Origin of the sequence: Nocardia sp. NPDC051030 (assembly GCF_040683015.1) — a bacterium.
Classification (GTDB): Bacteria; Actinomycetota; Actinomycetes; order Mycobacteriales; family Mycobacteriaceae; genus Nocardia.
The window spans coordinates 1-25,915 of the sequence record NZ_JBFBCD010000011.1; the positions used below are offsets into that span (position 1 = coordinate 1).

The window sequence follows — 25,915 nt, forward strand, 5'->3', positions numbered from 1 at the left end:
GGGCGCGCCAATATTTCGCTGGGGCGCGCCAACGCACGTTCACTGGGACTTTTCGGTGAAAATCCCGACCGGTGGTGACTTCAACGGCAGCGGAGTGAGCACATCCCACTCCTTGGCTGCGCGTCGACTCGCCGAGCGACGCGCGTTGAGGCACCGGTTGGTGGCGATCCGAGCTTCGAACGCGCCGCCGTCCCCGGCCCGCGCCAGCGACATCAGATCGCCTGTCACCACTCTCGCCTCACTCTTCCTCACACCTTGTGGCACTTGCATCGGGTATAGACCCCGGCTGAGCAACGAACTGGGCGGCCGGCGCGCGCCCACTTTTCCGATGCCGCGGTTTCTACACCAGTGATAGTCCCCAACACCAACAAGGGAGAACTGATATGGGCAAGATCGTGATCACTACGAATGTCACACTCGACGGCGTCGTCCAGGACCCGGACGGGCAAGAGGGTTTCAAGTCGGGCGGCTGGTTCAACCAGTTCGGGGGCAAGGACCTCGCGGAATGGGCCGAGCTCGAAACCGAGGAGGCGCTGGGCGCCGAGGCCCTGCTGCTGGGCCGGCGCAGCGACGAATGGTTCGCGACTCGGTGGGCCGAGCGCACCGGGGTGTGGGCGGACAAGTTGAACAGCATGCCCAAGTACGTCGTGTCCTCGACGCTCGATAAGCCACGCTGGGGCGGGACAGTGCTGAAAGGCGATGTCGTGAACGAGATCTCGAAACTGAAGCAGACCGTGGACGGTGAGATCATCGTCTACGCCAGCTACCAGCTCGTGCGCACGCTGATCGAACACGACCTCGCCGACGAACTGCGGCTGGTTGTTTTCCCCGTCGTGCTCGGGACAGGTGAGGTTCTGTTCGACCAGATCAGCGACAAGAAACCCATGCACCTCGTCGATGTCCGCGCACTCGGTGAAGGCCTCGTCTTCTACGCCTACGAATTCGTCCGTTAGATCCGATGCCGGGTACGTCCGTGATGATCCGGATCGGCCGCCGAGCCGATCCGGATCTACCTCTGTGGCGTGAGGGACTGCACGCGCGCGCATCGTCGGTAGGTCACTCGCCCAGTGCGGTTCGCTTGAAATCGGGGTCCGAGATTCGGCGGGTGTTGTCGACGAGAATTTCGGTGACGCGTTGCGCCCAGTCGGTGATGGCCTTCCACTCCTCGGGGCTGTAGTGGGGCGCCAGCGCCGCCAGATCCTGGCCGAACGGGATGAACACCGCTGCGAGCAGGGCGTCGACCTGAGCATTCGGGACGAGTTCTACCACCACCTTTCGGCGATCGTGTGGATCGCGGACCCGGCGGACATATCCGGCCTTCTCCAGGCGGTCGACGAGTCCGGTCACCGCTCCGGTGGTCAAGCCCGTGTGTTCGGCGATGGCGCCGGCGGTGACCGGGCCCAGGCGGCTCAGGGTGTCCATGGTCTTGCGATCGGAAGCGCTGAGCCCCAACAGCTTTCCGGTTGCCGTGTGGAAGTTCACCATCGCCGTCGCGAATTCCGCGCCGAGCGCCTGTCCGGCACCCTCCATCGAATCCTCTTGCGTCATATCCACACTCTATCTTAGTCTCTAATTATCTTGGAAGCTAAGATATTCAGGGAGGGGCACTTCGACATGCTGGAGATCAACACACGCGCCCAACGGTTCCGGGCCCTGGTTGGTGTGGCCAATATTGCTGCCGACATCCTGCTGCCGTACCTGGCGTATGCGCTGCTCGCACCGACGGGGCTGCCCAGTGCGCTGCGGTTGTCGGTGGGCGGAACACTGGTCGCGGCCAAGGCGATCGGCGGGCCGATCCACACCGGGGAGTTCCGGTGGCGGATCGCGCTGGCCGTCGCGCTGGTGCCCACCGCTGCCATGCTGGTCTGCCACTATCGCGGAGGCGGCGACACCACGAGCATGGTTGTCGGTGCGGTGGCCGCGGGGGTGATCATGGTGGGCGACGCGGTTTACACCCGGTTGGGCCGCCGCTCGTCTCGAGCTGTCGACGGGTTCGCCGCGTTGGTGCTGCTGGAGGTGCTGGTGGGGATCGCGGTGACCGCGATCAGCGGCGACGCTCGCTTCGTGCTGGCACGCAGTTCAATTTATATCGCCGTGGGCGGCCTGTTCTTCCTCGCAACCGCTCGGGGCGATCGGCCGGTCATGAAGGTGGCCTTGAAACCCATTCATACCGAGAACGATCCGCATCGATCGGAAATCTTCGACCGCCTGTGGGATACGTCTGCCCCGTTCCGCACGACCTACCGGGTCCTGTCCGCCGCACTCGGTGTCGTCTGGCTGGCCGATGCCGTGCTGCGCATCGTCGTGATCTACAGCTACCCGCCCGGGCAGGTCGGGCAGTCGGCACTCACCTCACAGTTGCCCTTGGTCGTGCTGATGGCCATCTACTTCGTGGTGGGCCGCACCTGGTCAAAACCGCGCTCGGAGCGAATGATCCAGGCCGAGCTCGCAGTGCGCGCGTAGCAGTGCGCGCGTAACGGGAGGTGCTTGCGCAGCGACCTGATCGGTGTATGCCTTACGCGGCAGGGAGCGAAACATGCCTACCGACAACAACGCACGTAACCCGTTGGCGGGACTGGCATGGAGGGGGCTTCTCCGACCGGCGGCCGGGATGGTTGCGGCGCTCACGTTGGTCATCGCGGGGTTGATGGCTTTTTCGTATGACCCGTCGCCCGCGTCGATTGGGAACTATGGGCTGGTCTTGCCGGTTGTGGTGAAGCCCTGGCCGCCTGTCTCGACGCTATTGGCCACGGTGCCGACCTTCGTGCCCGAAGCGCCCCCTCCGCGCCGACTCGCCCACAGCGGGATTCGTTCAGGCTGAATCGCTTCGGGTGCATTCCATGCGGATCTGGCCCAGCGGGGTGGTGTGGACATCGATGACGGTGAGGCCTGCTGCGGATGCGAGGGTGGTGTAGTCGGCGAGGGTGCGTTCACGGCCGCCGCAGAGGACGAGCATGCGGAGGTTCATTTCGGCGTACATGGTTCGGTCGGCGGCTTCGGAGCTGTGTTGTTCGATGATGACCACGCGGGCGTTATCGCCTGCCGCGTCGGCGCAGCGGCGGAGGATCGCGGTTGCCTCCGGGTCGGCCCAGTCGTGAATCACGCTGCTGAGCACGTAGACGTCACCGCCGGTCGGGAGGGGATCGAAGAAGCTCTGGCCCGCGAAGTTGGTGCGGGCCTGTAAGCCTCGCGCGGCCATGCGTTGGCGGCCGCGGCGCACGGTATCGGGGAGGTCGACGAGGGTGGCTCGAAGGTCTGGGTGGGCGGTGAGTACCGCGATCAGCAATTCGCCTGTGCCGCCGCCGATATCGATGACATGCCGTGCGTGGGACCAGTCGTAGCTGGCAGCCGCATCGTGCGCGTACTCGTCGCCCGCCGCCATGGCCGCGTCGAACGAGGCATTGATGGCGGAATTGGTGGCGAGGTATTCCCAGAATGGCGCGCCGAAGACCGTTTCCCAGGCGGGGCCGCCGGTGCGCAGGGTGTGCAGCAGGCCCGTGAAGGCCAGGTCCATGCGGCCGCCGAATTCCTCGAGGTCGAGACCGACCCGCAGGCCGGACGGATGATCCGAACGCAGCAGTGCCGCAAGTTCGTTCGTGGCGAAGGTGTCGGGACTCGGTTCGGTGAAAACCCCGTGGCAGACCAGGTGGCGCAGCACCCGGCGCAGCGCTTCGGGATCGGTGCTGGATCTCTGAGCCAGCTCCTCGACCGCCAACGGACCATCCGCGAGCAGATCGGCCAGTCGTAGCGAGGCCACCGCGCGAACGGCCAGCGGCGTCACCAGATCGATCACCGGGGCCATCTGCTGCCAGGCCGAGGGCTGCTTTTCGTCGTCGTCCGATATCGCCGCCACGATGTCCTCCCGCGGGTAAGGCCGATCCGATTCGAGGTAGTGCTGACGCTACTCGCAATCGACGTGCCAGCCGTATTGGAAGGATGATCCGGCTTTTCTAGGTTGATTTCAGGGCCGCGGAACGGGTTTTCGCGGTCGTCCGCATGAGGGGAGTTGCTTTGCGCGCAAGGGTGTTTCACGGATTGCTGACACGAATCGTAGTATCCGGGGGATTGGTGGCCTTGGTGGCCACGGCGTCCTGTTCGGTCGAGAATTCCGCAGCCACCGGACCCGCCCCGGCTGGGATGGGACGCGCCGCGGTCACCGATGCCTTGAACCGGTTGATCGCAGACGGACTACCAGGTGCTCAGGCCGTGGTGACCGAGGGGGAGCGGACCTGGACCGCGAGCGCGGGGGTGGGTGATCTCGAGCATCGCACGCCCTTCCCCGACGATGCCCGGGTGCGGATCGGCAGCAATACCAAGGCGTTCACCGCGACCGTCATGTTGCAGCTGGTGGCCGAGGGAAAGGTCGACCTCGATACCTCGGTGGAACGCTACCTGCCCGGTGTCGTGCGCGGGGACGGGATCGATCCCGAGCAAATCACCATCCGAAATCTGTTGCAGCACACCAGCGGACTGCCCGACTACGCGGAGTTGATCAAGGATTGGGATGCGAACCGGCTGACGCATCTCGAGACCGCGGAACTCGTGCGACGCGCATTGACGCTGCCCGCGCAATTCCAGCCCGGGGAGAAGTGGAACTACTGCAACACCAACTATCTGGTGGCCGGAATGGTGATCGAGCGAGTGACCGGCAGTTCGATCGATGCCGAGATCACTCGCAGGATCATCGAACCGCTCGGACTGCGGGCGACCTACTATCCGGCCGCCGGTGATGCCGCCATTCGCGATCCGCATCCGAGCGGGTACGAGGTCCTCGACGGTAAGCGCGTCGATGTCACATCCCTCGACCCGTCCGTGGGCGGAGCCGCAGGAGCCATGGTGGGCACCGGTGCGGACCTGAATCTCTTCTTCACCGCGCTACTGTCCGGAAAACTGCTGCCGCCCGCGCAGTTGGCCGAGATGAAACGGACCGTTCCGATACCGGCTCCCGGAGCGGAGTACGGGCTCGGACTCATGCGGCGGGCAGTGTCATGTGGCAAGGAGTTCTGGGGGCACGGTGGTGATATCGACGGATTCGAAACCCGCGGCGGCGTCACCGCCGATGGTCGTTCGGTCACCGTGAGCGTCAACGAGATTCCCGAGACGGACGAGGCAATCGACCACGTGACACAGGTCGTCGATGCCGCAGTGTGCGCAACATCCTGAATCGCGATCGACCGGGGCTCAGGACGCGCGGGGTGAGCGCCACATCGGCCAGAGCAGCGGGCCACCTTTGGTCGCGTCGAGTTCGCCGGTCACCTCGAAGCCGAATCGTTCGTAGTAGGGGACGTTTTCGGGCTTGCTGGACTCCAGATAGGCGGGCGCGCCCTCGGCATCGCAGAGGTCCAGACGCGAGGAGAGCAGGGCATGCCCGAAGCCGCGACCGCGCGTGCTGGGCAGCGTGCCGATTATCGCGAGGTACCAGTGCGGATCCTGCGGGTGGGCGGCCGCCATGCGCTCGGTCATCTGCCCGGCTTGCAGCAGTCGGAGCCGGAAGGCGCGGACCAGGTTCGGCAGCATGCGCACGGAGTCGGCATCGGAGGTATGCCAGTGGCCGGGCGGGGACCAGACCGCCGCGCCGACCATGGTTCCGGTGTCGTCGAGAGCCACTTCCACACCGCCCTGGGCGAGGAAATGGTGGCGCACCAGCGCGCCGAACATGACTGCCGCCCGCTGCGGGCGGGCGGCTTCATTGGGGATCAGCCAGGCGATGATCGGATCGTCGGCGAAGGCTTCGCCGAGAACGCGCGCCAGGGTGGGGATATCGGAGGCCAGTGCCGGTCGAACGGTGACGTCCATACGTTCACGGTACTGGGTGCGCCGCATCGGAGGACGCGGACAGCAGACCCGCCGCATCGTGGTCGTGAGTGGGAATCACGGTGGCGAAGTGGCGCGCCAGATGCAGACGGTGCAGGGTTTTGAAGGTCTGGTCCCGGTCCTCATCGGCGAGACCGCCCGGGAAGGCGGACTTCTGGCGGAGGTCGGTGATTTGCAGCGCATGCCAGGCGGCATCACCGGCAAGGAGAATCCAGCCACGCTCGGTATGGGCGAGGATTCCGATGCTGCCGGGGGTGTGACCGGCCAGATCCACCAGGACGATGCTGCCATCGCCGAACAGGTCGTGGCTGCGGGTGAAGGTGAGCACCGGCGGACCGTCGAGCTCGTATTGGACAACGGATCGGTCGATGAGGGAATCGCGGACGCCGCCGACCGGGGCGATCGGGCCCTGGCTGACCCAGCTGTGCTCGGTGCTGTGCATGTGGACCGGGAGGCCGGGCAGATCCAGGAGCCCGCACATGTGATCCCAGTGGGCATGAGTCGGGAGGGCGAAATCGAGTGCGGGGAGACCGGATTCGCGGCCGAGCGCGGTGATCGTCGGGATGGTGTCGGCGGGTGGCCGCACCGCCCTGCGCAGGAGGGCCGGAAGCTGCGCGATGGCGCGATTCTCGGCGTCGATGCACACGGCCGGATCGACCATGAAGGTCGCCTGCGGATGCTCGACCACGAATGAGGTCAGCGAACTGCCGATTCGCCTCGGTTTGAATGTCCCTTCGACCACCGCCGCGGTCGGCACCGAGCGCGGCACCTGCGCGAGCGCGGTCACCTTGACGGTGTGCCGCGCGTTCGGCAGTCCCGCATCGGTGATGGACCGCAGGAATCGTTCGTCGACCCGCCGCGGTCGCACCGCGCCGATCAGCAAACCCGTTACCGCACCACAGCATTCGAGGAAACTGGGCTGACGTGATGGATCGGACATGTCCGTTCTCCGTTCACCAATCGTGCCGCGATGCACTGGTCAATCACCGCGATCGATGGAACGCTAATACTTAAGGTCGACATGAAGTAAAGAGGCAAAATCCATGACCACCACCCGAGAACTCAAAATCGGCGACGCCGCGGCCATCCTGGGCATCGAGGCGCACGTCCTGCGCCACTGGGAGTCCGTCGGCCTGCTCGCCCCACCGCGCAGCCCGTCGGGCCACCGCAGCTACGACGAACAGACCCTCGACCAGGCCCGAATCATTCAGATCCTGCAACGAACCGGCCTGTCCCTGCCCCAGATCCGCCGACTCGGTGGCGGCTCCTGCGACGCACGCCAAATCCTCATCGAGCAGAAGCGTGCCGAGGTTCAACAGCAGATCGCCCTGCTGGGCGCGACGGATCGCTTCCTCGAGCACCTCACCGCATGCAGTCACCCGATCATCGCCGACTGTCCCTTGTGTTCGGATTTCGCGACGCTATTGCCGCCCCGGCATCCACGAGTGAGCGCTACCTGACATTGGAATACCGTTGGCCGAGCGTGGAACTCATGAAATCCACTACCTTCGAACGACTCGCTTACAGATAACCCGCGTCGCCGATCGACACCGTAGGCGCGGCCTGGATGCGCGAGTGGTCGTCGCGGGATTCGATGAGTTCCGCGAGCGTCATGCCGTCCGGTCCCACCATGGGGCGGGGGCGGTCGCCGAGTTCGCGATCCAGCCAGGCTCGGGCCTCGGCGGGAGTCAGCGCGCCGACTTCCAGCTGAGCCAGGCAACGGCCGGGGCGGATCACCGCCGGGTGCAGGTAGGTCAGGTTTTCATTGGTGGTGATCGCCACCAGGACATCGCGGCCCTGGCCCAGCATGCCGTCGGTGAGGTTGAGCAGTCGCGAAAGGCCCTGCCCGGTGGACTCTTTCGCGGAGCCGCGAATCAGTTCATCGCAGTCCTCGAGCACGAGCAGCCGCCAGCGGCGCTTGGCCTCGTCATAGGTGTCGACGCCCATGGCGACTTCCATGAGGTAGCCGGGATTCGAGAACAGCGCCTCCGGATCGAGGACGCAATCGACCTGGCACCAGTCGGTCCATTCGCGGGCCAGGGCCCGCAGCGCCGACGTCTTACCGGTGCCCGGCGGCCCATGAAGCAGCAGCAGCCGCCCGCGCACATCCTCGGCCTTCAACGTCATGAGCCGCTGCATGGCGACGCTGACCCCGGTGCCGTAGTTGCCCGCGATATCCGTCCAAGACGCGGCGGAAATGGTGCGCTCACGCCGCACCGGGCCGTGAGCCCCGTTGTGCCAGAACCCCATCGACACCTGGCTCTCGTCGGATTCGGGTTCGACCGTGGCGTCGGCGGTGCACACGTCGAGCACCGCGCGAGCCAGCGCCTCGCTGCCCGCGCACACGCTCAGCATGGCGCTACCGTTCGTGCGCCGCACCACTCGCAGCGTCCACCCGTCACCGGCGTACAGCATGGCCTTCATGCCGTCATCGTCGCTGGTCCGCACCACGCGAGCCTCGTCCGGCCGCAGCGGCGCGTCCGGCTTCACCCGCTCGAGCTCCACGGCCAGCGCATGCGGCTGCTCACCGCTGAAGTACGGTGCCAGGCCGAGCGCATCGATGACGTCGCGCGGGGAATCCGAATCATCGAGGTTCATCACCCACGAGAGCGCCTGCACGGCCGTAGCCGCGGGCTCCTCGCGACCGACAAGCCGAAGGCGTTCCTGAGGAGTTGAAGTCACCCGACGATAATCCGGACATTCCACTCCCCAGTCCACCCATTTTTTGATCTACGCCGCCGATCTACGCCGCGCAGAACTCATTTCCCTCGGGATCCCGCATGATCCACCAATGCCCCGCAGGCCCCCGATCAATCTCCCGAACCCGTTTAGCCCCAAGCGTTTCCAACCGGGCAACCAACTCTTCGAGATCTCCGGCCCCGCTGTGCACATCAATATGCAGCCGATTCTTCCCGGACTTCTCCTCGGGCACATCCTGAAACAGCACCCGCCGCCCCTGCCCGACCCCACTGGCCTGATCGAACGGATCCTCGGGATGCCGGATCGCCGCATATCCCCGGAAAGTCTTCCGCCCCCGATGCTCGAGCACCGCATCCTCGCTGAGATGACCGGCCCCCAGCAACTGTCCCACGAGCGCGCTCGGATCCTCGACCTCATACTCCAGCGCCGCACCCCAGAAATCGGCCAGCGTGGCGGCGTCCCTGCTGTCGATAACCAGCTTCCATTGCAATGCCATACGCGCAACGCTATCCCTCTTGGGTGACACGTATTCGCTCGGAATGCCGACAGGCCCGGTCCTCGAGGACCGGGCCTGTCGAAGTCGGCTTCGATATGGCTTCGAAGGCCGAGCAGTTTCAGTAGTGGGCCGGGAGCAGCAAGGACAGCAGGCTGCCGATCACGTTGCCGAGGGCGTAGGCGGAGCCTGAGGCGCTGCCCGAGTCTGCCGTACGGATGAGTGTGTTCTTGGTGTTCATGGTTACCCTCCCCGGCCGCCCGAGGGCGGCGAAAAATGATCTTGACGCAGGAATTGTGGCTGTCGAAACGATTCTTCGCAAGGGCAGGCATCCGCATCCGCAGATTAATAGCGGCACTGTTTCGGATTAAAGCCGAAGTGACGCAGGTCGGAATCGAACCGACGTAGTCCTGAGTGAAAATCAGGGTGCCGAACCATCGCAGCACTGCGCCGGGAGCGCCTTTCGTCGTCGTTGTTGCGATCAACGCTAACAGTGGGGTTCGGGATGCGGTACTGAATTTTCGGATGCGTCAGTGGGAAGGGTTGGGAGTCAGCAGGATTGGGGCTCCGTGGGCTGGGACGTGGGTGATATTGCGTGTTCGGGCACGTTCGGTGGGGTTGCCGGTGGGGAGGGAAAGGGTGTGGCGGGTGAGGAGTTCCTTGAGGACGGCGGTGCCTTCCATGAGGGAGAAGCCCGCGCCGAGGCAGCGGCGGACGCCGCCGCCGAAGGGTAGCCAGGTGTTGGGGGAGACCGAGCCGTCGAGGAAGCGGTCGGGGCGGAAGGTGGCCTCGTCCGGATAGGAGTCGAGGCGGCTGTGGGCCAGGAGGATGGAGGTGGACACGACCGTGCCGCGGGGGAGGTCGAGGCCGCCGATTGTCATGTCGCGGGTGAGTTTTCGGCCGGTCGCGGCGATGACGGTGTGGCGGCGCATGGCCTCTTTGAGGACGGCTTCGAGGTATTTGTCGTCGCCGTCGTGGGCGGCTTTGCGGGCGGTGGCCTGGATATCGGGGTGAGCGGCGAGTTCGTGGCAGGCCCAGGAGAGGGCGGAGGCGGTGGTTTCGTGGCCCGCGAGCAGGAGCGTGACGAGCTGATCGCGGAGTTCCTCGTCGGACAGCGGTGTGTCGGAGGGGTTTTCGCCGGAGCCCACGGCCAGTAGGCGGGAGAGGACGTCGGCGCGCTGGTCCAGGTCGGGGCGGGCGCGACGCTCGGCGATCTCGTTGTAGAGCAGGTCATTGATGGCGGCTTGGTTGGCATCGAAGCGCTTCCACGGGCCGTACTTCGCCAGGCGCGGATACTTCCAGCCGAGAAAGATGATCGGATTGATATTCACTATGCGACGCAGTCGGGGCGCGAGGTCACCGCGGCGGCGCTCATCGGTCATGCCGAACACCACTTGCATGATGATGTCCAGGGTGAGGTCGTTCATCCGGTCCAATGTGTTCACCGTGGACCCCGTCGCCCAGCGGTCTATATGAGACTTGGTGATGGCCTCGACCAGCGTGCGGTACCCGCGCAGGGAGGAACCGGCGAAGGCGGGCATCAGCAGACGGCGGGCCCGCGCATGCTCGGCCTCGTCGGTGAGCAGCACCGAATGCTCACCCATGATGTACACCAGCAGCCGATTGCCTTCTCCCGCATGCAGATCCGCGGGGTCCCCGGCGAAGATCTCGCGAATATGCTCTGGCCGCGAGAACACCACCACATTGTCTGCATACGGTTCCACCAGGTGAAGGGTGAAAACATCGCCGTACCGCTTCGCCGCCGCCGTGAGCAACGCACCACGCCACTTCGCGTACATGAGGGTCTGAATAGGGCGCGGCAGCCGGGGCCCGGGCGGATATGCGGTGGTCACAACGAGGATCCCTTCGCGTGGGCCGCGTCGGCGCGGCAGCCGGAAGCACTGTCTAACAGAGTAGATCTGGGGTCGGTGCGAGGGAGCGGCAAAATCGGTCAGCTCGGTTCGAGCATGCCTCCAGATCGCCATTTCATTAGGACGGAAACTGACCTAGTCGCTTTCTATCGTGGAGGCATGACGAATTTCGAAGCCTTCCGAATCGACATTCCGCAATCCGATATCGACGACCTGAACAGTCGCCTGGCCGCGACCCGCTGGCCCGAGGAACTGCCGGGCGTCGACTGGAGCTACGGCATTCCGACCAGCTATGTCCGCGAGCTGTGCGAGTACTGGCGCACCTCCTACGACTGGCGCGCTCACGAGGCCGCGTGGAACCGATTCCCGCAGTCCGTCACCGAAATCGAAGGCCAGCGAATCCATTTCATGCATGTGCGCTCCCCGGAACCCGATGCCCTCCCGCTGGTGCTGGTGCACGGCTGGCCGTTCGCGGACTTCACCGAAGTGATCGGCCCGCTCACCGATCCGCGCGCCCATGGCGGCGACCCGAAAGACGCCTTCCACCTGGTGATCCCGACTTTGCCCGGCTTCGGCTTCTCCGGCCCGACCCATCGCGCCGGTGACGCCTCGACCGAACGCAGTGCCGAGCTGATCGCCCAACTCATGGCGGGTCTCGGCTACACCCGCTACGGTGCGCAGGGCGGCGACGCAGGATCGTTCATCGCCCCGAATCTCGGCCGCATCGATGCCGAGCATGTGGCGGGTGTCCATATCAATGACCCGATCACCATCCCGGCCTGGGGCGATGACGGATCCTCCTACAGCGCAGGCGATCAGGAGAAGCTGGCCGCCATGCAGGATTGGAGTAGCAAGGACACCTCCGGTTACGCGGGCATCCACTCCACCCGCCCGCAAACCCTCGCCCCGGCCATCGCCGATTCCCCGGCCGGTCTGCTGGCCTGGGTGCTGGATGTGGTCAATACCTTCAAGGATCCGGCGAAGTCCACTCCGGATGACGCCATCGACCGCGATATGCTGCTCACCAACCTGTCGGTGCTCTGGTTCACCAATACCGCCGGATCCTCCATGCGCCTGTACAAGGAATCCCGGCAATGGGGCGCGGACCTCCCGAATTCGGGCGTTCCCACGGGTGTGGCGGTCTTCCCGGGGGCCGGGACCATTCGTGGCATCGCAGAGAAGCAGAACACCGTCGTGCACTGGTCCGAATTCGACCGAGGCGGCCACTTCGCCTCCATGGAAACCCCCGACCTGCTCACCACCGACCTTCGCGACTTCTTCCGAAAGCTCCGCTGAATGTCCTTCGGCCCGGCTGATTCCGGTCTGCGAAGATGTCCGCCATGGCGATCATCCACAGCACCACCATGACCCCCGGAAAGCTGGACCTGCTCGCGCAATGGCTGCCCACCCGCCACTGGTTCGCGGGTGGGCAATCGCCGTCGCTGACCAAGTCCGGCGGCTTCCGCCTCGACGACCCCGCCGGTGAGGTCGGCATCGAGGTCATGATCGTCACCGACACCTCGGAGGCGGAGCCGGTCACCTACCTGGTCCCCATGACCTACCGCGGTGCACCCCTCGACGGCGCGGACGCGGGCCTCATCGGCACCTCCGAACACGGAGTCCTCGGTACGCGCTGGATCTACGACGCCGCACACGACCCGGTATTCGTGGAACAGGCCGTGGGCCTGCTGACCGGCGAGGCGGATCCGCAGGATCAGAACATCAGCGGCATCCCCGATTCCTCGGTGCACATCGTGTTCGGTGAGATCGACACCCCGGCAAAGGGATTCACGGACGCGAGCGTACGGGAGTCCGACAGCTGCTCGGAGATCGAGCTGGGCGTCGGAGACTCCCCGGAAACCGACCTGCTGCGCATCCACCGCGTGCTGACCGGCAGCGACACCGCCGAACTGCCGTGCCGCGCCGGAGCGCAGTGGACCACCGCCGCGGGTGCGCTCCTGCGCGGAGTCGTCCTGAGCGCCACCCGCTGAGCGATCCGCCGAATCCGTCCTGGTGGTCAAGTCGGCTTGGCCACCAGGCATTTTCGCCTCATCGAACTCCGCGCGAGTTCGCCCGCAGCGTCTCCGCGCCCGCACCGCTGAGCTGCGGCAGAGAGACATTGCGACCGGTGGTGAGCAGCAGCAATGCGGCAATCGGCCCCTCGATGAGCGCGCCACTCCCGGCCGACCATGCGGTGTCCGTGGCCACCAGGCGGTAGTCCGCGAAGCGTTCCTTCGCGCGGAAATGCTTCATCTCCCACACGCGTTCCATCGCCGAATGCGCGGCGGCCAAAGGCATCTCGCGCTCGATGCCGAGCGGCAGGGCGATGTCTTGACCGTGCACGAGGATGTCCATCAGGCGATCGGCCGGAATGGTGCTCACCGGCGTCGACCGGGATTCGAACGTGCCGCGGAACTGTGCCAGCAATTCCGTCGTCGAGAGCTGGTTCGCCCGGCGTATGGACGTATCGAACACCATCTTGGCAAGATCGCCGCGGGCACGGACAGCCTCGAACAGCAGCTGGAAGAAATTGGAATCGGCGGCGATCACCAGGTGCGCGACGATATCGCGCACTCGCCAACCCTCACACAGGGTTTCGTGATCCCACTGCTGCTCGGTGAACTGCTCGAGCATGATCGCCAGACTGAGTCGCTCGGCCGCGACTGCGCGCCAGATTGCGTCATTGGACTGGATGGTGGTGTCGGTCATCGGTCCGCTCCTTGGTCGTCGTTCCGGGTACGGTATGAACTCCACCCAGGTGGAGGTTCAACCCCTTTCGCATGGAATCTCGGCCCTTGAGGGCTCGGGAGAATCGCGGACTGGGCGCTAGCCCGGTCGTTTCTGGTTCTCGATGTACTCCTTGACCACTGACAGGGGTGCCACTGCGCACGAACCGGCGAAGTATGACGGCGATCAGAAATGATTCCCCCTACACGTACTTTCGGATGTGGTCGGGGAACTCCTGCCGCAATCGCCGCGCCGATAACCGTTTCAGCCGGATCTGGAACCCCTCGAGGTGTCGTAGGCACATGTCATCCTGTCGGGGTGAAGTTGATTGTGCCGGTGAAGTTGCTCCCCACCCCGGAGCAAGCCGCTGCGCTGGCCGGCACTCTTCGCACCGTGAACACCGCGGCAACTTGGCTCGCCGAACAAGCCCAGACCACCGTCAGGCGTAGCCGGGCAGATTTGCAACGCGAGTACTACCCGTGGATCAAAGCGGCGGGCCTGTCGGCGCAGCCCGCGCTGCATGTGATCCGAAAGGTCGCCGACGCCTACAAAACCCGCGCCGCGAACTTGAAAGCGGGAAATTACGGGCCGAAAGGAAGCCGCCGTCGCGAGCGGATCGAGAACACCCCGATCCGGTTCCGGCCCACCGCCGCCCAACCCTTCGACGACCGGTGCCTGTCCTGGCAGCACGACGTCCGAACGGTGTCCATCTGGACGACAGCGGGCCGAATGAAAAGCCTCCGTTACATCGGGTCGGCGGATCAGCTGAAAACCCTCGAGCAGCACCGGCAAGGCGAATCCGACCTCGTTCACCGCGACGGCATGTGGTTCCTCTACGCCACCTGCGATATCCCCGAACCCGACACACAAGAACCGGGCGGCTGGATCGGAGTGGACCTCGGGCTGGCGAACATCGCTACCACCAACACCGGATACCGGGCCGCCGGGCGCGGCCTCCGCCGCCACCGCGACCGACAGCGGCAACTGCGCGCGAAGTTACAGGCGAAAGGCACCAAGTCCGCCAAACGCGTCTTGAAACGGCAGCGGCGCAAAGAGTTCCGCCACGCCACCGACATCAACCATCAGATCAGTAAACGCATTGTGGTCGAGGCTCAACGCACCGCCCACGGCATCGGTCTCGAGACATTGACCGGTATCCGTGAGCGGGTACGGCTCCGCAAGCCCCAACGGGCCACACTGCACTCCTGGGCGTTCCGGCAGCTCGGGGAGTTCATCGAATACAAGGCACGCCATGCGGGTGTCGCGGTCGTGTTCGTGGACGCCCGCAACACCTCTCGCGAATGCCGGAAATGCCACCACATCGAGCGGGCGAACCGTCCGAGCCAAGCTAGATTCTGTTGCCGGGCGTGCGGTTTCGTTGAACACGCCGACCGGAACGCTTCCCACAACATCGCCGCACGCGCGGCGAAACAGTGGGGTAGCGGGGCGCAGTCAGCCGCCCCTGCACCTGATTAGGTGTTGGACGTAGCCTGCTCCCTGGCATCCCGCCCGGGAATGGAGTTACAAACTTGGCCCTTCAGGGCAGAGTAGTTGATGTGGAAGTGACCGACAACACTCGACGCGACGGACGAGTGACCATCGGCTGGCTGTCCGAATCGACCGGTGTGCCGGTGCGGACGATCCGGTTCTATTGCGACGCGGGCATTCTCGACACCGGGCGCAGCGTCGGCGGGCATCGCACGTTCGATCCGCGCGAGTCCGTCGAGCGCTTGAATATGGTGCGGCGGCTGCGGGCTCTGGGACTGGGATTGCCTGCCATCTCCGAGGTACTCGACGGTGCACGGTCCTTGGCCGATGCGGTGGCGGCCGAACGCGCGGCCGTCGACGCCGAACTGTCAGCCCTCGCCTGGCGGCGTGCGCTATTGCAGGCGGCCGAGACCGGAACGCCCGCAGTCCAGGACATGCGATTAGCCATGCTGGCCACCGTCGCGAACCGGGCCGCCACCCGGGACGCGATCATCACCTTCTGGCGGCGCGTCCTCTCGGGCATGGCCCCCGAGATGCTGGATGGCTTCATCGAAATGAATGTGCCGGAGCTGCCCGCCGATCCGGACCCGGAGCGCGTGCTGGCCTACGCCGAACTCGCCACCGTGCTGGCGGATCCCACCATGACAGCGCTCATGCGACAGCAGGTGCGGTGCGGCACCGAGTCCCGGCTCGGCAATACGACGGCATTGATGGCCGAGGTAGCCGAGGCTTGCGAGGAATCCGGACTGCTGATGGCCGCGGGCATCGCTCCCCGTCCCGGTGCCGAGCTGGACCGCTTCGTCGCCGCCCACGCCACCGTGCGCGGCGAAAGCGACACCCCGATGCTCCGCCGCCGCCTGTTCAGCGGTGGCGTGGACACCGATCGCCGGGTGCGCCGCTACTGGGATGTCACCGGCCGCCTCCTCGATTCCCCGATCACGTCCGGCGACGCGCATCTGTGGCTGTACACAGCCTTGGGACAGTCCATTTCGGCCGCTGTGAACCCTGTGGATGCCTAGCCGAACGCGGTCCACGACCCGCTGCACCGCGTGCAGACATGCCGGTATCGCCTCGAACTGCCTGGTATCGGGACTTATCGGTCATATCATTGGCCCATGCCCACCAATCGGATCGAGGGGCGTACTGCGGTGTTTGCCGACTGGGCTTGGCAGGCATTGCTGGTGACCGGTGTCTGTTCGGTGCTGCTCGGGCTGGTTGTGGCGGTCTGGCCGAACAAATCGGTTACGGTCGCGGGCACACTCTGCGGCCTGATACTGCTCGCCAGCGCGGGCGCACAACTGATCGTGGCATTCGGTGCACACATCTCGACCCCACTGAAGGTGCTGGAGTTTCTCAGCGGCGCCGCCGCCCTGGTCCTCGCCCTATGGTGCTTCAACAGCGGGCAATGGGTGTTGCTGCTCGCCTTGTGGATCGGCATGGGCTGGATGACCCGCGGCGTGGTGCAAGCCATCGTCGCGGCCTGGTCCGAACAGTTCGACGGGGCCGGACGGCAGGAAATAATCGGACTGATAACAACCGCGGTAGGCCTGATAGTCGCGGTAGGCCCCTTCGAAACCATGACCTCCCTATCGGTAGCGGTAGGCCTCTTCGTAATAGCCCTGGGCGCAAGCGAAATCTTCATGGCCACCCGAGTCGAGCGGTCCGTACCCCAGCCGGTCTAACCAACCCGTCGAGTGTTCAATGGTGCAGCCCGCCAACGGCGTGTCGCCTGCACCATTGAACACTCGACGGCGGTGACGAGCATGCACTGGTGGAGGGGGTTCCTGGGGTTATGGCGCAGCCATTGCATGCTCATCGGGTGGGAGTTGGTTGTGTATGCCTGAATTGCCTGTTGTGGTATGGGGATTCGGATACCGTGAAGGTATGGGGGAGATTGAGCGGTTATGCCGGGACAGTCGGGTTTCGCGGGGCGATGTCGAGGCGCTGGGGGAGCTTGATGAGTCTCAGTACGCCACGTTGCGGGGTGCGTTCGAGCATGCTCGGGATCAGCGGGAGGTTGAGTTGGGGGCGGCTATCGATAATGGGCTGACCATGGTGCCGCGGTTCATGCGGGTGGCCGCCCGGCGAATTCTCTTTCCGTGAGGCGACATGACTAATCTTGCGGCGCGGGCGGAAGTCGTGAAGTTGGCGCGGGAGTTGCATACTGCGCCTGAGGATCTGGCGTTTCTGCTGGAGAGTGATCCAGTGGCGATTCGGCGGGTGCGCAAGCAGATGCATCGGACATTGGATTCGCGGTATCGGCCCATGTTCGATCGGCTGGCCAGAGTCAGTGGGCTGATACCGAATTCGCTGGCGATTGCGATTGCGACCAGGTTCTTCGGGCCTGCGCTGTGCGGGATGATCGCCAGTTCGCTGTCACCGGAGCGGGCGGTGGCATTGATCGGGCAGGTGCCGGTGGACTTCCTGGCCGATGTCGCACCCTATGTGGATCCGGATGCGGCGACGCCTATCGTGCGCGCCTTCGACACCGAGGTGCTGGTGCCCGCAATGCAGGAGATGTTGCGGCGCAAGGACTACATCACGCTGGCGCGTTTCCTGGTGGCGACCACCGATCAGCAGCTGCTGGACGTCATGCCCTTCATCGATTCCGGTGAGGACATGCTCATGGTGGCATTCAATGCCGAGCTCGACGCGGTCGCGGACCGATTCGAGATCGTGCTGGCGGAGCTGCCCGAGGAGCAGCTTTGCGATGTGCTCCAGGTGTCGCATGACCAGGACAGGTTCATCGAGATGCTGACCTTTCTGCCCATGGTCAGCGATCAGACGCTCGGCCGTATCTCGGATGTGGCGGTGTCGATGGGGCCGGAGCTACTCACCCACATGATCCTGTCGGTGCAGCGGGAAGCTGCTTGGGCGGAACTGATTCCGGTCGTGGCGACCATGTCGCCGGAGAATCGGCTGGCGGTGTTCGAACTCCCGGTATGGGATGAGGAGATGCTGGCCGAGATCCAGCTCGCGGGCGAGCGCAGCGGCCGGTCGCCGGAGCTGATGGAGCTCATTGCCGAGATCGCGGAGCAGTTGGGCGTCAGCGAGGAACTGGGCATCACCGAGCAGCTCGACTGACGCCCTCCAGGACGCAGGACAGGCCGAAGTCGAAAAGGTCTGCGGGAGCGGTGTCTTCGGCCTCGATCATGCGCCGGGTGAGGTGGGGGTACGCGCCCGTGGCGATCACCTCGCGGATGTAGGGGCTGACGCTGGCCCGCCACTGATCCTCGGTGAGTCCGGTGCGGCGCTGGACTTGGATCTCGGCCAGTTCCTGGGTGACCGCGCCGAAGACGAACGACATCAGAGTGCCGACCATATTCGAGGTCAGGGTGATATCGGTGGACAGCGGTGCGGCGGCGGCCATGGCGAGTTCGTGACGGCGCAGGGAATTCGGTCCGATGGCGGGGCGGCCGGAGAGTTCCGCGGCCAGCCAGTGGTGCCGCAGCAACGTGGTGCGCACCCGATGCGCGACGGCCGTGAGATCCGCGCGCCAATCACCGGAAAGGGCCGGTAGCTCGTCCTCACCCTGGACCGTATCGACCATGAGGTCGACAAGTTCGTCGCGGTTGGCGACATAGCGGTAGAGCGTGGCCGTGCCGGAGCCGAGGTCGGTGGCGACGCGGCGCATGGAAACCGCCTCCAGCCCTTCGGCATCCGCGATGGCGATGGCGGCGCGCACGATGCGGTCCACGCTGGGGGCCTGCCGGGCCGGGGTGCGGAGTTCCTTGCTCCACACCAGCAGCGGTGCGTCGTCCGTCATTGCCTGCCTTCCTCATGCGGCTCGAACCCTGTTCGTTGCGCACAGCCTAACACTGTGGTTACGGTGTAGCCATAACGGCTACGGTGTATCCATAAGGAGTGGGCAATGACGGAGAACAGAGTTTCGGTGCTGATCGTCGGCGGTGGATCAGTCGGCTTGGCCACGGCCTTGTTCCTCGCGGATCGAGGCGTTCAGACGCTGGTGGTCGAGGCGCAGGACGGGCCGTCCCTGCATCCCCGGGCCACCGGGCTCGGACGCCGGACCATGGAGATGTTCCGCGCACTGGGGTTGCAGGAGGCGATCAACGAGGTGTGCGTCGATATGGTCGCGGGCCTGGGGAAGGTGTACGCGCGCAGCCTGGCCGAGACGGATTTCGCCGCGATGCAACCGGATCAGGCCATGAAGCGGACCTGGGACGCGGTCGAGACGAGTCCGGGAATCATTCGCGGCACCTGCCCGCAGCATCGACTCGATTCGGTGGTGCTGCCCGCCGCCCGCGAACGCGGTGCGGTGGTGCGATATTCGGCCCGGGTGGACTCGGTGTCGCAGGACGACGACGGGGTGCGGGCCGTGCTCGAGAGCGGTGAGGTGCTGCACGCGGACTATCTGATCGCCGCCGACGGGGTGCGCAGCCAGGTGCGGGAGTCGCTGGAAATCGGCGTCACCGGCCCGGGCCCGCTGGGAAAACCCATGATGAGCATGCTGTTTCGCGCGGATCTGACGTCCTACCTCCAGGGCCGCAGCTTCGTGACCTGCAATATCGAGAATCCCGGTGTCACCGGAATGCTCGTCACGGTCGATGGGGCCAAGGAGTGGATTCTGCACACCGCGTGCGGGGATGCGGATGAATTCACCGACGAGCACTGCCGGGAATTGATTCTCGCGGCCATCGGCGATGACACCGTCGAGGTGGAGATGGTCAGCGCATTGCCGTGGCGGCCACGCGGATTGGTGGCGGACCGATTCCGGGTGGGGCGAGTGTTCCTGGTCGGTGATGCGGTGCACGGAGTGCCGCCGCTCGGGGCGTTCGGGCTCAATACCGGGGTGGCCGATGGGCACAATCTCGCCTGGAAGCTCGCCGCCGTGATCCACGGTCATGCCGGGGATGGACTTCTGGACACCTACGAGGCCGAGCGGCGTCCGGTGGCACTCATGACAACCGATCAGGCAATGCGACGCCTCGCCGATGCGAAGCTGCATTGGGACAGCAGCCCCGAGACGGTGGCGGCACGGATCGCGGGCGGCGTACTGAACGCGCCCGTGGTACATCTGGGCTACCGCTACGACTCCACGGCGGTAATCGATCCACACGTGGAATTGGTATCCACCGAGGATGTTTCACTACTGCTGGACGGCAGCCCGGGTTCACGCCTGCCACATCTGTGGATCGAGCACGATGGCTCGCGGGTGTCCACGCTCGATCTGGTGGGGCCGGGCTGCACCCTGCTGACCGCGAGCGAGCAGTGGGAGCGGACGGGCCGCGAGGTGGCGGCACTGTATCCGGGTATGACTGTGCATCGAATCACGGTGGGCGACACTGCGTGGACGCGCAGTGTCGGCATCAATGCAGACGGTGCCGTTCTGGTGCGCCCGGATCAGTTTGTGGCCTGGCGAATTTCGGAGTTTCCGGACAATCCGGGCAAGGAATTGGCCTCCGTGCTCGATCGCGTCCTGTCCCGGGGTGATCTTTAGCGCCTGTGCGCACCTGTTCACCAATTGTTGGCTCGCACAACAGCATGTGGACGCCGCCGTAATCCCGGTCGGTCATCGGCGGCGCTCACGGTGATGCGGTTTGTGCAGTCATGCAGGATGTGAGGTTTCGATGAGGACTACCACTGTCGGGCGTACCCGCTGGGTCGCGGCGATCGCGGGCACGGTGATGGCATTGACGAGCGGCGTCAGCGCCGCCGCGCCGAATGAGATCGCCGGGAGCTGCGGTCTCCTACAGACCGGTTCGTCCGGGACGTCGTATGCGTGCGCGGCGACCGGCGACCTACTGGATGTGCGCATCGGCGATGTGCTGGCCACTCAGCCCTCGCTCGGCTACGACGAGGTCTACTACAAGCTGGGCCGCTACACGCTCGGCAAGGACGAGATCAATAAGAAGTTCGACGACTGGTGTGAGGCCAATGGCCAGGTCAGCGCCGCCACCGTGAAACCGGATGCGCGCCTGAGCGATTCCACCTCCTTCACCTGCAAGGTCGCCCTCGGCCAGGAGACGGCCGAGAGCACCGCCGCCATGAAGACCGTGGTCATCGGCCCCGGCGGCAAGCCCTACCTGACCGACGGCCACCACACCCTCACATCCTTCCTGGAAACCCCGGACGGCGGCGCGGACATGCACGTGCGACTCAAGGTGCTCGGCAATCTGAGCTCGCTGTCGGACACGGCGTTCTGGGATCAGATGAAGGCCAATGGCTGGACGTGGCTCGAGGACGTGAACGGCAATGCGGTATCCCCGGACCAGCTGCCGAAGTCGCTGGGCCTGGCCAACTTCGCCGACGACAAGTTCCGCAGCATGATGTACTTCACCCGCGATATCGGCTACAAAGTCGGCGACCTGCCCTTCCAGGAATTCTTCTGGGGTGACTGGATGCGTGTGAACAATGTGGGCGGCGACTGGAATCGCAATGACTTCACCGCCTACCTGAACACCGTCGAAACGGTGTCCAAGGCGCAGGTCGCGGTCGGCCCGGACACCGTTGTCGCCGAAGGCAAGACCGCCAAGGAACTCGGCGTACTCGCCGCCTGGAATGATGGTAAGGCCGCCGACAAGGGCGAATTCGGCAAGCTGGCCCTTCCGTACTCCGATGCCAAGCCCGGCAAGGTCGCCTACGCGGTCGAATACCGTCTTCGCAACGGGCGCTGAGCACCAATTCGATGCACTCGCCGCATGATTGCAGCCATTGCGGTCATGCGGCGAGCTCGGGCGACGCACGTCGGGGGAGTGCCGCCCTGGCGTGAAAGTCAATACTGCGCAGGTCTTTACGGTATGGCTGGGGATAGTTCTCGCGGAGGACGTGCGAGCCGCGGGGATCAGGGCTTGTGGGGGATGCGGCAGGACTGCTGGGCGTCATAGCGTTGCGGCATGTCGGATCAGGTGGAATCGCGCCCGGTGGTGGCCGCTTCGGGGCGGCGAATCGAGACGGTCGACAGTCTGCGCGGGTTCGCGCTGTTCGGGATTCTGGTCACCAATACGCTGGTGGCGACCATGCTGTTCTCGTTCATCGGCACCGCCGATGACCCGATTCAGGGATTCGACGGGGGATTCGATCGATTCGTCTACGCGGTCATGGATGGGTTCTTCCTGGGGAAGTTCTATCTGCTGTTCGCGTTTCTGTTCGGGTACTCGTTCACCTTGCAGATCGCGGCGGCGCAGCGAGCAGCGACGGCTCCGGTGCCGCGATTGCTGCGGCGGAGCCTGGCGCTATTCCTGATCGGGCTCGCGCATGTGATGTTTCTGTGGCTGGGCGACATTCTCACGCTGTATGCCATCTTGTGCACGTGGCTGGTGCTGTTCCGGAAGATTCGGCCGCGGACCGCATTCATCGCGGGTCTCGTTCTCTATGTGCTCTTCTCGCTGCTGGCGTTTCTGCCGAGCAATGGCGATGGTGTCGCGGGGCTGGGGAGTATCTTCGATTTGCAGCGACTGCATTCCGGCTTCACCGGCAGTTTCGCGGACACCTTCGACGTGCAGGTGGCAACCGGGCCGAAGTTCATGCTGTTCACCTGGGTCGGGCAGGGTATACCGGCGTTCGGCATGTTCCTGATCGGAATGGCGGCCGGGAAGCGGCGGGTGTTCGAAGATGAGGATCTTCAGCGCAACTGGACGACCCGTGCGCTGGCGCTCGGGTTCGGGGTGGGGCTGCCGGTTTCGTTGGTGACCGTGGCGCTCGAGACCATCAACGGCCATATGCCGTCGTATTGGTATGGCGTGCAGGAGTTGGCGAATCCGTTCATGACGCTCGGGTATGTGGCGGGCATTGTGTGGCTTACGCGGTCTCGGTGGGCCGCGGCCGTCGCACGGCTGGCGCCGGCCGGTCGGATGGCGGCATCGAATTACATCCTGCAATCGGTGGTGCTGATGGTCGTCTACACCGGATACGGTCTGGCACTGGCCGATCGGGTACCGCCGGTCGTGGTGGTGGTGATCGCGCTGGTGACCTATGCGGCGCAGCTTCAGCTGAGTGCGTGGTGGCTGCGCCGCTACGGCTATGGGCCGGTGGAGTGGCTCTTGCGGGCGGCGACCTACTTGTCCGTGCCTGCCTGGCGGAAAGCGTCGGCGTGAATAGCGGCCCACTGGGCGAAGGTCCGCGGGGCGCGGCCGGTGACCTGCTCGACGGTGGGACGCACGATCGACTCGTCGATAGCGCCATCCACATAGAAATCGAAGAAGGCATCGACGTACTCGACCGGCGTGTTCTTCAGCATGTCCGCGTGGGCCTCCTCGTTCGTGAGGCCGACGCACTGTAGATCGCGGTCCAGCACCTGCGCCAGAATCGCCACCTGATCGGCGGGCAGCAGCGATTCCGGTCCGGTGGGCCACAAGATCTCGCCGCGGTGCGCATCGTCCTGGAATGCCTGAGCGGCGACCGCGGCCAGATCGTAGGAATCCAGGCTGGCGGTGCGCACCTCCGGGAACGGAACCCGCACCACATCACCCGCATTCAGTTGCGGCAGCCAGCGCAGCGCATTGGAATCGAAGGCGCACGGCCGCAGAATCGTCCACCCCGCACCGGATTCGGTGACTTCCCGCTCCGAAGCGACCATGTAGCGGGTGACGGCATTGGACGTATCCCCGGTGCCCGCCGAAACACCCGAAAGCTGCACGATGTGCTCGACCCCAGCCTTCGCCGCCGCCTGCGCGACGCCCGGATAACCGGGCAGGAGAAACACCGCGCGCACACCCTCGAGTGCCTGTGCGAGGCTCTCCGGCACAGTCAGATCGGCGGCCACCGCCTCCACGCCGCCGGGAAGCCGCGCCCGCTCCGGATTCCGCACGGCCGCCCGCACCGGTTCCGCACCCTCGGCCAGCGCCTGCACCAGATCGGCCCCGACATTGCCGGTCGCACCCGTCACCAGAATCATTTTCGCCCTCATCTAACCGGTGACGCCACGGTGGTCGCCCCACTTCAGGAATACACGAAAACAGCGCGGGTTGATCGAATACCGTTGTAGTGCTGAGGGGTTGAGTCCGCAGTCGGTGACCTCAGGGAAGGTCGTAGGCCGTGGCGTGCCGTGGTTGGTACAGCCCGATCTCGCCCGCACCCGGGATCTGGAAGTGCGTGAGCAGACCCCAGCCCGCATTGGTGACACCCGTGGTGAACTCGACGCCCTTCGCGCCGAGTTCGGCCATGGTGGCGTCGAGGTCATCACACATGAGGAAGAGTTCGGCTCGCGCGCTGTCGGGGCCTTCCGCCGGATGTACTGCCAGTTCGGCGGGCGGCGACTTGAAAATCAGCCAGCCGTCATTGGCGTCGACATTCGGCAGGTTGAGGACGTCCCGGAAGAACGCCCGCGCCGCGTCGGCGTCCTCGGCATAGAGGATGGTGTGTGCACCGTTGATCATGACCCGACGCTAACAGCGGATCCGTGTCGAAACAGGCAACCGCGCGCGGTTCTCAGCTGTTGACCGAGCTGCTCGAAAGCAACGCCTCGATCAACAGGTCCGCGAATTCGACCGGCTCATCGGTGAAACTGTGGCCGCCGGGGAATTCGGTGACCTCGACGCCCAGACGGGTGGCGAGTTCGCGGGCCGGACGGGCGGGCAGGTTGGTGCCGGTATTGCGGCCCGCGGCCAGGATCAGGCGATCGGAGACCCGAGCCAAGGACTCGATATCGGGGATGTGTGAAGTGAACTGGCGCAGTTCGTGTTCCATGAAGGCTGGCTGGTTGGCCATCAGCCGGGAGATCATGGCTGCGGCTCGCGGCGGGAGATCCGCCGGTTTGGGCATGGGTTTCATGGTGCTGCCGATGCCTTCGAGGAAGCGTGCGCCCGCGGCGGCGAGGCCCTCGGTGCGGAACAGGGTGTAGACCTCGTCGACCAATTCCCGGTGGGCCTTGGCATCCGGGAGGAGGGCGAAGTACGGAGGTTCGTGGGCGACCACGCGGCGTACGCGCTCGGGATGCCGGGTCAGCAGGTCGATGCCGACAATGGCGCCCGAACTGCCGCCGAAGACGTATGCGGGCTCATCGGTGAGGTGGGTGATCAGGCGGTAGGCGTCCTCGCTCTGCACATCGACGCGCTGTTCCTCGGGGTGACCGCTGTCCAAGATGCTGTGCGAGTAGCCGCGCGGGTCGATGCCGACCACCGTGAAATGCTCGGCCAGAATCTCGGCGATCGGATCGAATACGGCCGCATCGCCTCCGCCGCCGGGGAGTAGCAGCAGCAGCGGACCGCTGCCGCGCACCTCGTAGAAGAGGGTCGCACCGGGCACGCGCAGGGTATCGGAATTCATCGGGTCTTCTTCTCCTTCGTGTTCGGCCACTGCGACAACGTCAGATGCAGTGCGTCGAGAATGCGGGCCCAGGAGACGTCGGTATCGCGTCCGTGGGCGAAGCCGCCGCTCGTCTCGAGCGTGGCGTAGCCGTGAAAGGTGCTGCGCAACAAGCGACTCGCGTCGATCATGTCGTCGCCTTCGAGGTCGTAGGCGCGCAGGATCGCGGCGGTGAGTTCAATGCCGCGGAGGTATTCGGGGGTGTCGGCCACATCGGCGGGATCGATGCGCCTCTGTGTGGCGGCATAGCGGCCGGGATGTTTCTTGGCGTAGTCGCGGTACGCACCGGCGAAGGCGATCAGCGCGTCCTTGCCCGCCCGGCCCGCGACCGCCGCCGCGATCCCATCCGCCATTTCGAGGGAGCCCAGGATGGCGACCCGTGTGCGCAGATCCCGCAGGTTGCGCACGTGCGAGTACAGGCTGGGGTCCTTCACGCCGAACTTCTTGGCCACGGCGGAGAGCGTCACATTGTCGAAGCCGAGGTCATCGGCGAGTTCGGCCGCGGCCAGGGTGATGCGCTCGGCATTGAGGCCCGCTCGGGGAGACATGGTCACGCTCC

General features: G+C 65.2%; 28 protein-coding genes and 1 tRNA gene. 14 read left to right on the forward strand and 15 right to left on the reverse strand.

The window, feature by feature from the left end; genetic code table 11:
• Positions 1-39: 39 nt before the first annotated feature.
• The gene (locus AB0N05_RS32240; RefSeq protein WP_364700937.1) at positions 40-228 is read right to left on the reverse strand and encodes a hypothetical protein; all 189 of its coding nucleotides are present in this window, start codon (positions 226-228) and stop codon (positions 40-42) included.
• 155 nt (positions 229-383) lie between these two features.
• Between AB0N05_RS32240 and AB0N05_RS32245 the strand changes: the two genes are divergently transcribed.
• Positions 384-953 carry a dihydrofolate reductase family protein gene (locus tag AB0N05_RS32245; RefSeq protein WP_364700939.1) on the forward strand — a complete coding sequence of 190 codons (570 nt, stop codon included), beginning with the start codon at positions 384-386 and terminating at the stop codon, positions 951-953.
• Between the two features lie 103 nt (positions 954-1,056).
• On the opposite strand, the gene AB0N05_RS32250 is transcribed toward AB0N05_RS32245, so the two are convergent.
• On the reverse strand, positions 1,057-1,548 hold the full coding sequence (locus AB0N05_RS32250) for a MarR family transcriptional regulator (protein WP_364700941.1): 492 nt from the start codon (positions 1,546-1,548) through the stop codon (positions 1,057-1,059).
• 66 nt (positions 1,549-1,614) lie between these two features.
• Here AB0N05_RS32250 and AB0N05_RS32255 point away from each other — a divergent pair, with 66 nt between their 5' ends.
• Positions 1,615-2,463: a VC0807 family protein gene (locus tag AB0N05_RS32255; RefSeq protein WP_364700943.1), complete on the forward strand. Its 849-nt coding sequence runs from the start codon at positions 1,615-1,617 to the stop codon at positions 2,461-2,463.
• Positions 2,464-2,812: 349 nt separating this feature from the next.
• Here AB0N05_RS32255 and AB0N05_RS32260 read toward each other — a convergent pair whose 3' ends face one another.
• Complete coding sequence (locus AB0N05_RS32260; RefSeq protein ID WP_364700945.1) at positions 2,813-3,853, reverse strand: methyltransferase; 1,041 nt, start codon at positions 3,851-3,853, stop codon at positions 2,813-2,815.
• A gap of 224 nt (positions 3,854-4,077) precedes the next feature.
• Here AB0N05_RS32260 and AB0N05_RS32265 point away from each other — a divergent pair, with 224 nt between their 5' ends.
• Positions 4,078-5,163, forward strand: a complete 1,086-nt coding sequence (locus AB0N05_RS32265) for a serine hydrolase domain-containing protein (protein ID WP_364700947.1) — start codon at positions 4,078-4,080, stop codon at positions 5,161-5,163.
• An 18-nt stretch (positions 5,164-5,181) separates the two neighbouring features.
• Here AB0N05_RS32265 and AB0N05_RS32270 read toward each other — a convergent pair whose 3' ends face one another.
• Both AB0N05_RS32270 and AB0N05_RS32275 read right to left on the reverse strand, forming a co-directional pair.
• On the reverse strand, positions 5,182-5,796 hold the full coding sequence (locus tag AB0N05_RS32270; RefSeq protein WP_364700949.1) for a GNAT family N-acetyltransferase: 615 nt from the start codon (positions 5,794-5,796) through the stop codon (positions 5,182-5,184).
• 4 nt (positions 5,797-5,800) lie between these two features.
• Positions 5,801-6,754: an MBL fold metallo-hydrolase gene (locus AB0N05_RS32275; RefSeq protein ID WP_364700951.1), complete on the reverse strand. Its 954-nt coding sequence runs from the start codon at positions 6,752-6,754 to the stop codon at positions 5,801-5,803.
• Between the two features lie 103 nt (positions 6,755-6,857).
• Here AB0N05_RS32275 and AB0N05_RS32280 point away from each other — a divergent pair, with 103 nt between their 5' ends.
• Complete coding sequence (locus AB0N05_RS32280; protein ID WP_364700953.1) at positions 6,858-7,274, forward strand: MerR family transcriptional regulator; 417 nt, start codon at positions 6,858-6,860, stop codon at positions 7,272-7,274.
• 61 nt (positions 7,275-7,335) lie between these two features.
• Here AB0N05_RS32280 and AB0N05_RS32285 read toward each other — a convergent pair whose 3' ends face one another.
• From AB0N05_RS32285 to AB0N05_RS32300, 4 genes are all read right to left on the reverse strand, one after another.
• The gene (locus AB0N05_RS32285) at positions 7,336-8,496 is read right to left on the reverse strand and encodes a DUF5925 domain-containing protein (protein ID WP_364700955.1); all 1,161 of its coding nucleotides are present in this window, start codon (positions 8,494-8,496) and stop codon (positions 7,336-7,338) included.
• Between the two features lie 61 nt (positions 8,497-8,557).
• Positions 8,558-9,010, reverse strand: a complete 453-nt coding sequence (locus AB0N05_RS32290; protein ID WP_364700957.1) for a VOC family protein — start codon at positions 9,008-9,010, stop codon at positions 8,558-8,560.
• A gap of 376 nt (positions 9,011-9,386) precedes the next feature.
• Positions 9,387-9,459, reverse strand: a tRNA-Glu gene (locus AB0N05_RS32295).
• A 78-nt stretch (positions 9,460-9,537) separates the two neighbouring features.
• The gene (locus AB0N05_RS32300; RefSeq protein WP_364700959.1) at positions 9,538-10,860 is read right to left on the reverse strand and encodes a cytochrome P450; all 1,323 of its coding nucleotides are present in this window, start codon (positions 10,858-10,860) and stop codon (positions 9,538-9,540) included.
• Positions 10,861-11,037: 177 nt separating this feature from the next.
• On the opposite strand from AB0N05_RS32300, the gene AB0N05_RS32305 reads away from it, so the two are divergent.
• Together AB0N05_RS32305 and AB0N05_RS32310 are read left to right on the forward strand one after the other, a co-directional pair.
• A complete protein-coding gene (locus AB0N05_RS32305) occupies positions 11,038-12,174 on the forward strand; it encodes an epoxide hydrolase family protein (RefSeq protein ID WP_364700961.1) in 1,137 nt (378 codons plus the stop codon).
• A 44-nt stretch (positions 12,175-12,218) separates the two neighbouring features.
• Entirely contained in the window at positions 12,219-12,869 is a 651-nt protein-coding gene (locus AB0N05_RS32310) for a 1,4-alpha-glucan branching protein (protein WP_364700963.1), read from the forward strand.
• Between the two features lie 58 nt (positions 12,870-12,927).
• Here the strand turns inward: AB0N05_RS32310 and AB0N05_RS32315 are convergent, their stop codons facing one another.
• Positions 12,928-13,587 (reverse strand): maleylpyruvate isomerase family mycothiol-dependent enzyme, encoded by a 660-nt coding sequence (locus AB0N05_RS32315; protein ID WP_364700966.1) that lies wholly within the window; start codon positions 13,585-13,587, stop codon positions 12,928-12,930.
• A gap of 336 nt (positions 13,588-13,923) precedes the next feature.
• Between AB0N05_RS32315 and AB0N05_RS32320 the strand changes: the two genes are divergently transcribed.
• The 5 genes from AB0N05_RS32320 to AB0N05_RS32340 all read left to right on the forward strand — a co-directional run bounded on the left by AB0N05_RS32320 (position 13,924) and on the right by AB0N05_RS32340 (position 18,177).
• Positions 13,924-15,081, forward strand: a complete 1,158-nt coding sequence (locus AB0N05_RS32320; protein WP_364700968.1) for a transposase — start codon at positions 13,924-13,926, stop codon at positions 15,079-15,081.
• Between the two features lie 80 nt (positions 15,082-15,161).
• Entirely contained in the window at positions 15,162-16,112 is a 951-nt protein-coding gene (locus AB0N05_RS32325) for a MerR family transcriptional regulator (RefSeq protein ID WP_364700970.1), read from the forward strand.
• A 96-nt stretch (positions 16,113-16,208) separates the two neighbouring features.
• On the forward strand, positions 16,209-16,775 hold the full coding sequence (locus AB0N05_RS32330; RefSeq protein WP_364700972.1) for a DUF308 domain-containing protein: 567 nt from the start codon (positions 16,209-16,211) through the stop codon (positions 16,773-16,775).
• Positions 16,776-16,977: 202 nt separating this feature from the next.
• Complete coding sequence (locus AB0N05_RS32335; RefSeq protein WP_364700974.1) at positions 16,978-17,196, forward strand: hypothetical protein; 219 nt, start codon at positions 16,978-16,980, stop codon at positions 17,194-17,196.
• A gap of 6 nt (positions 17,197-17,202) precedes the next feature.
• Complete coding sequence (locus tag AB0N05_RS32340; protein ID WP_364700976.1) at positions 17,203-18,177, forward strand: hypothetical protein; 975 nt, start codon at positions 17,203-17,205, stop codon at positions 18,175-18,177.
• Here the strand turns inward: AB0N05_RS32340 and AB0N05_RS32345 are convergent.
• Positions 18,158-18,859 (reverse strand): TetR/AcrR family transcriptional regulator, encoded by a 702-nt coding sequence (locus AB0N05_RS32345; RefSeq protein WP_364700978.1) that lies wholly within the window; start codon positions 18,857-18,859, stop codon positions 18,158-18,160. The two genes, AB0N05_RS32340 and AB0N05_RS32345, sit on opposite strands and share 20 nt — an antisense overlap.
• 105 nt (positions 18,860-18,964) lie before the next feature.
• Here AB0N05_RS32345 and AB0N05_RS32350 point away from each other — a divergent pair, with 105 nt between their 5' ends.
• The 3 genes from AB0N05_RS32350 (at position 18,965) to AB0N05_RS32360 (ending at position 23,147) form a co-directional block, all read left to right on the forward strand.
• The gene (locus tag AB0N05_RS32350) at positions 18,965-20,551 is read left to right on the forward strand and encodes an FAD-dependent oxidoreductase (protein WP_364700980.1); all 1,587 of its coding nucleotides are present in this window, start codon (positions 18,965-18,967) and stop codon (positions 20,549-20,551) included.
• Between the two features lie 130 nt (positions 20,552-20,681).
• Positions 20,682-21,728, forward strand: a complete 1,047-nt coding sequence (locus AB0N05_RS32355; protein ID WP_364700982.1) for a ParB/Srx family N-terminal domain-containing protein — start codon at positions 20,682-20,684, stop codon at positions 21,726-21,728.
• 219 nt (positions 21,729-21,947) lie between these two features.
• Complete coding sequence (locus tag AB0N05_RS32360; protein WP_364700984.1) at positions 21,948-23,147, forward strand: DUF418 domain-containing protein; 1,200 nt, start codon at positions 21,948-21,950, stop codon at positions 23,145-23,147.
• On the opposite strand, the gene AB0N05_RS32365 is transcribed toward AB0N05_RS32360, so the two are convergent.
• The 4 genes from AB0N05_RS32365 to AB0N05_RS32380 all read right to left on the reverse strand — a co-directional run bounded on the left by AB0N05_RS32365 (position 23,108) and on the right by AB0N05_RS32380 (position 25,904).
• Positions 23,108-23,938, reverse strand: coding sequence for an NAD(P)H-binding protein (locus tag AB0N05_RS32365; RefSeq protein WP_364700986.1), 831 nt, complete (start codon positions 23,936-23,938; stop codon positions 23,108-23,110). The genes AB0N05_RS32360 and AB0N05_RS32365 overlap by 40 nt on opposite strands.
• Positions 23,939-24,068: 130 nt before the next feature.
• Positions 24,069-24,428 carry a VOC family protein gene (locus AB0N05_RS32370; RefSeq protein WP_364700988.1) on the reverse strand — a complete coding sequence of 120 codons (360 nt, stop codon included), beginning with the start codon at positions 24,426-24,428 and terminating at the stop codon, positions 24,069-24,071.
• A gap of 52 nt (positions 24,429-24,480) precedes the next feature.
• Entirely contained in the window at positions 24,481-25,317 is an 837-nt protein-coding gene (locus tag AB0N05_RS32375; protein ID WP_364700990.1) for an alpha/beta hydrolase, read from the reverse strand.
• A complete protein-coding gene (locus tag AB0N05_RS32380) occupies positions 25,314-25,904 on the reverse strand; it encodes a WHG domain-containing protein (protein ID WP_364700993.1) in 591 nt (196 codons plus the stop codon). Before AB0N05_RS32380 ends, AB0N05_RS32375 begins: the two co-directional genes overlap by 4 nt.
• Between the last annotated feature and the right edge of the window lie 11 nt (positions 25,905-25,915).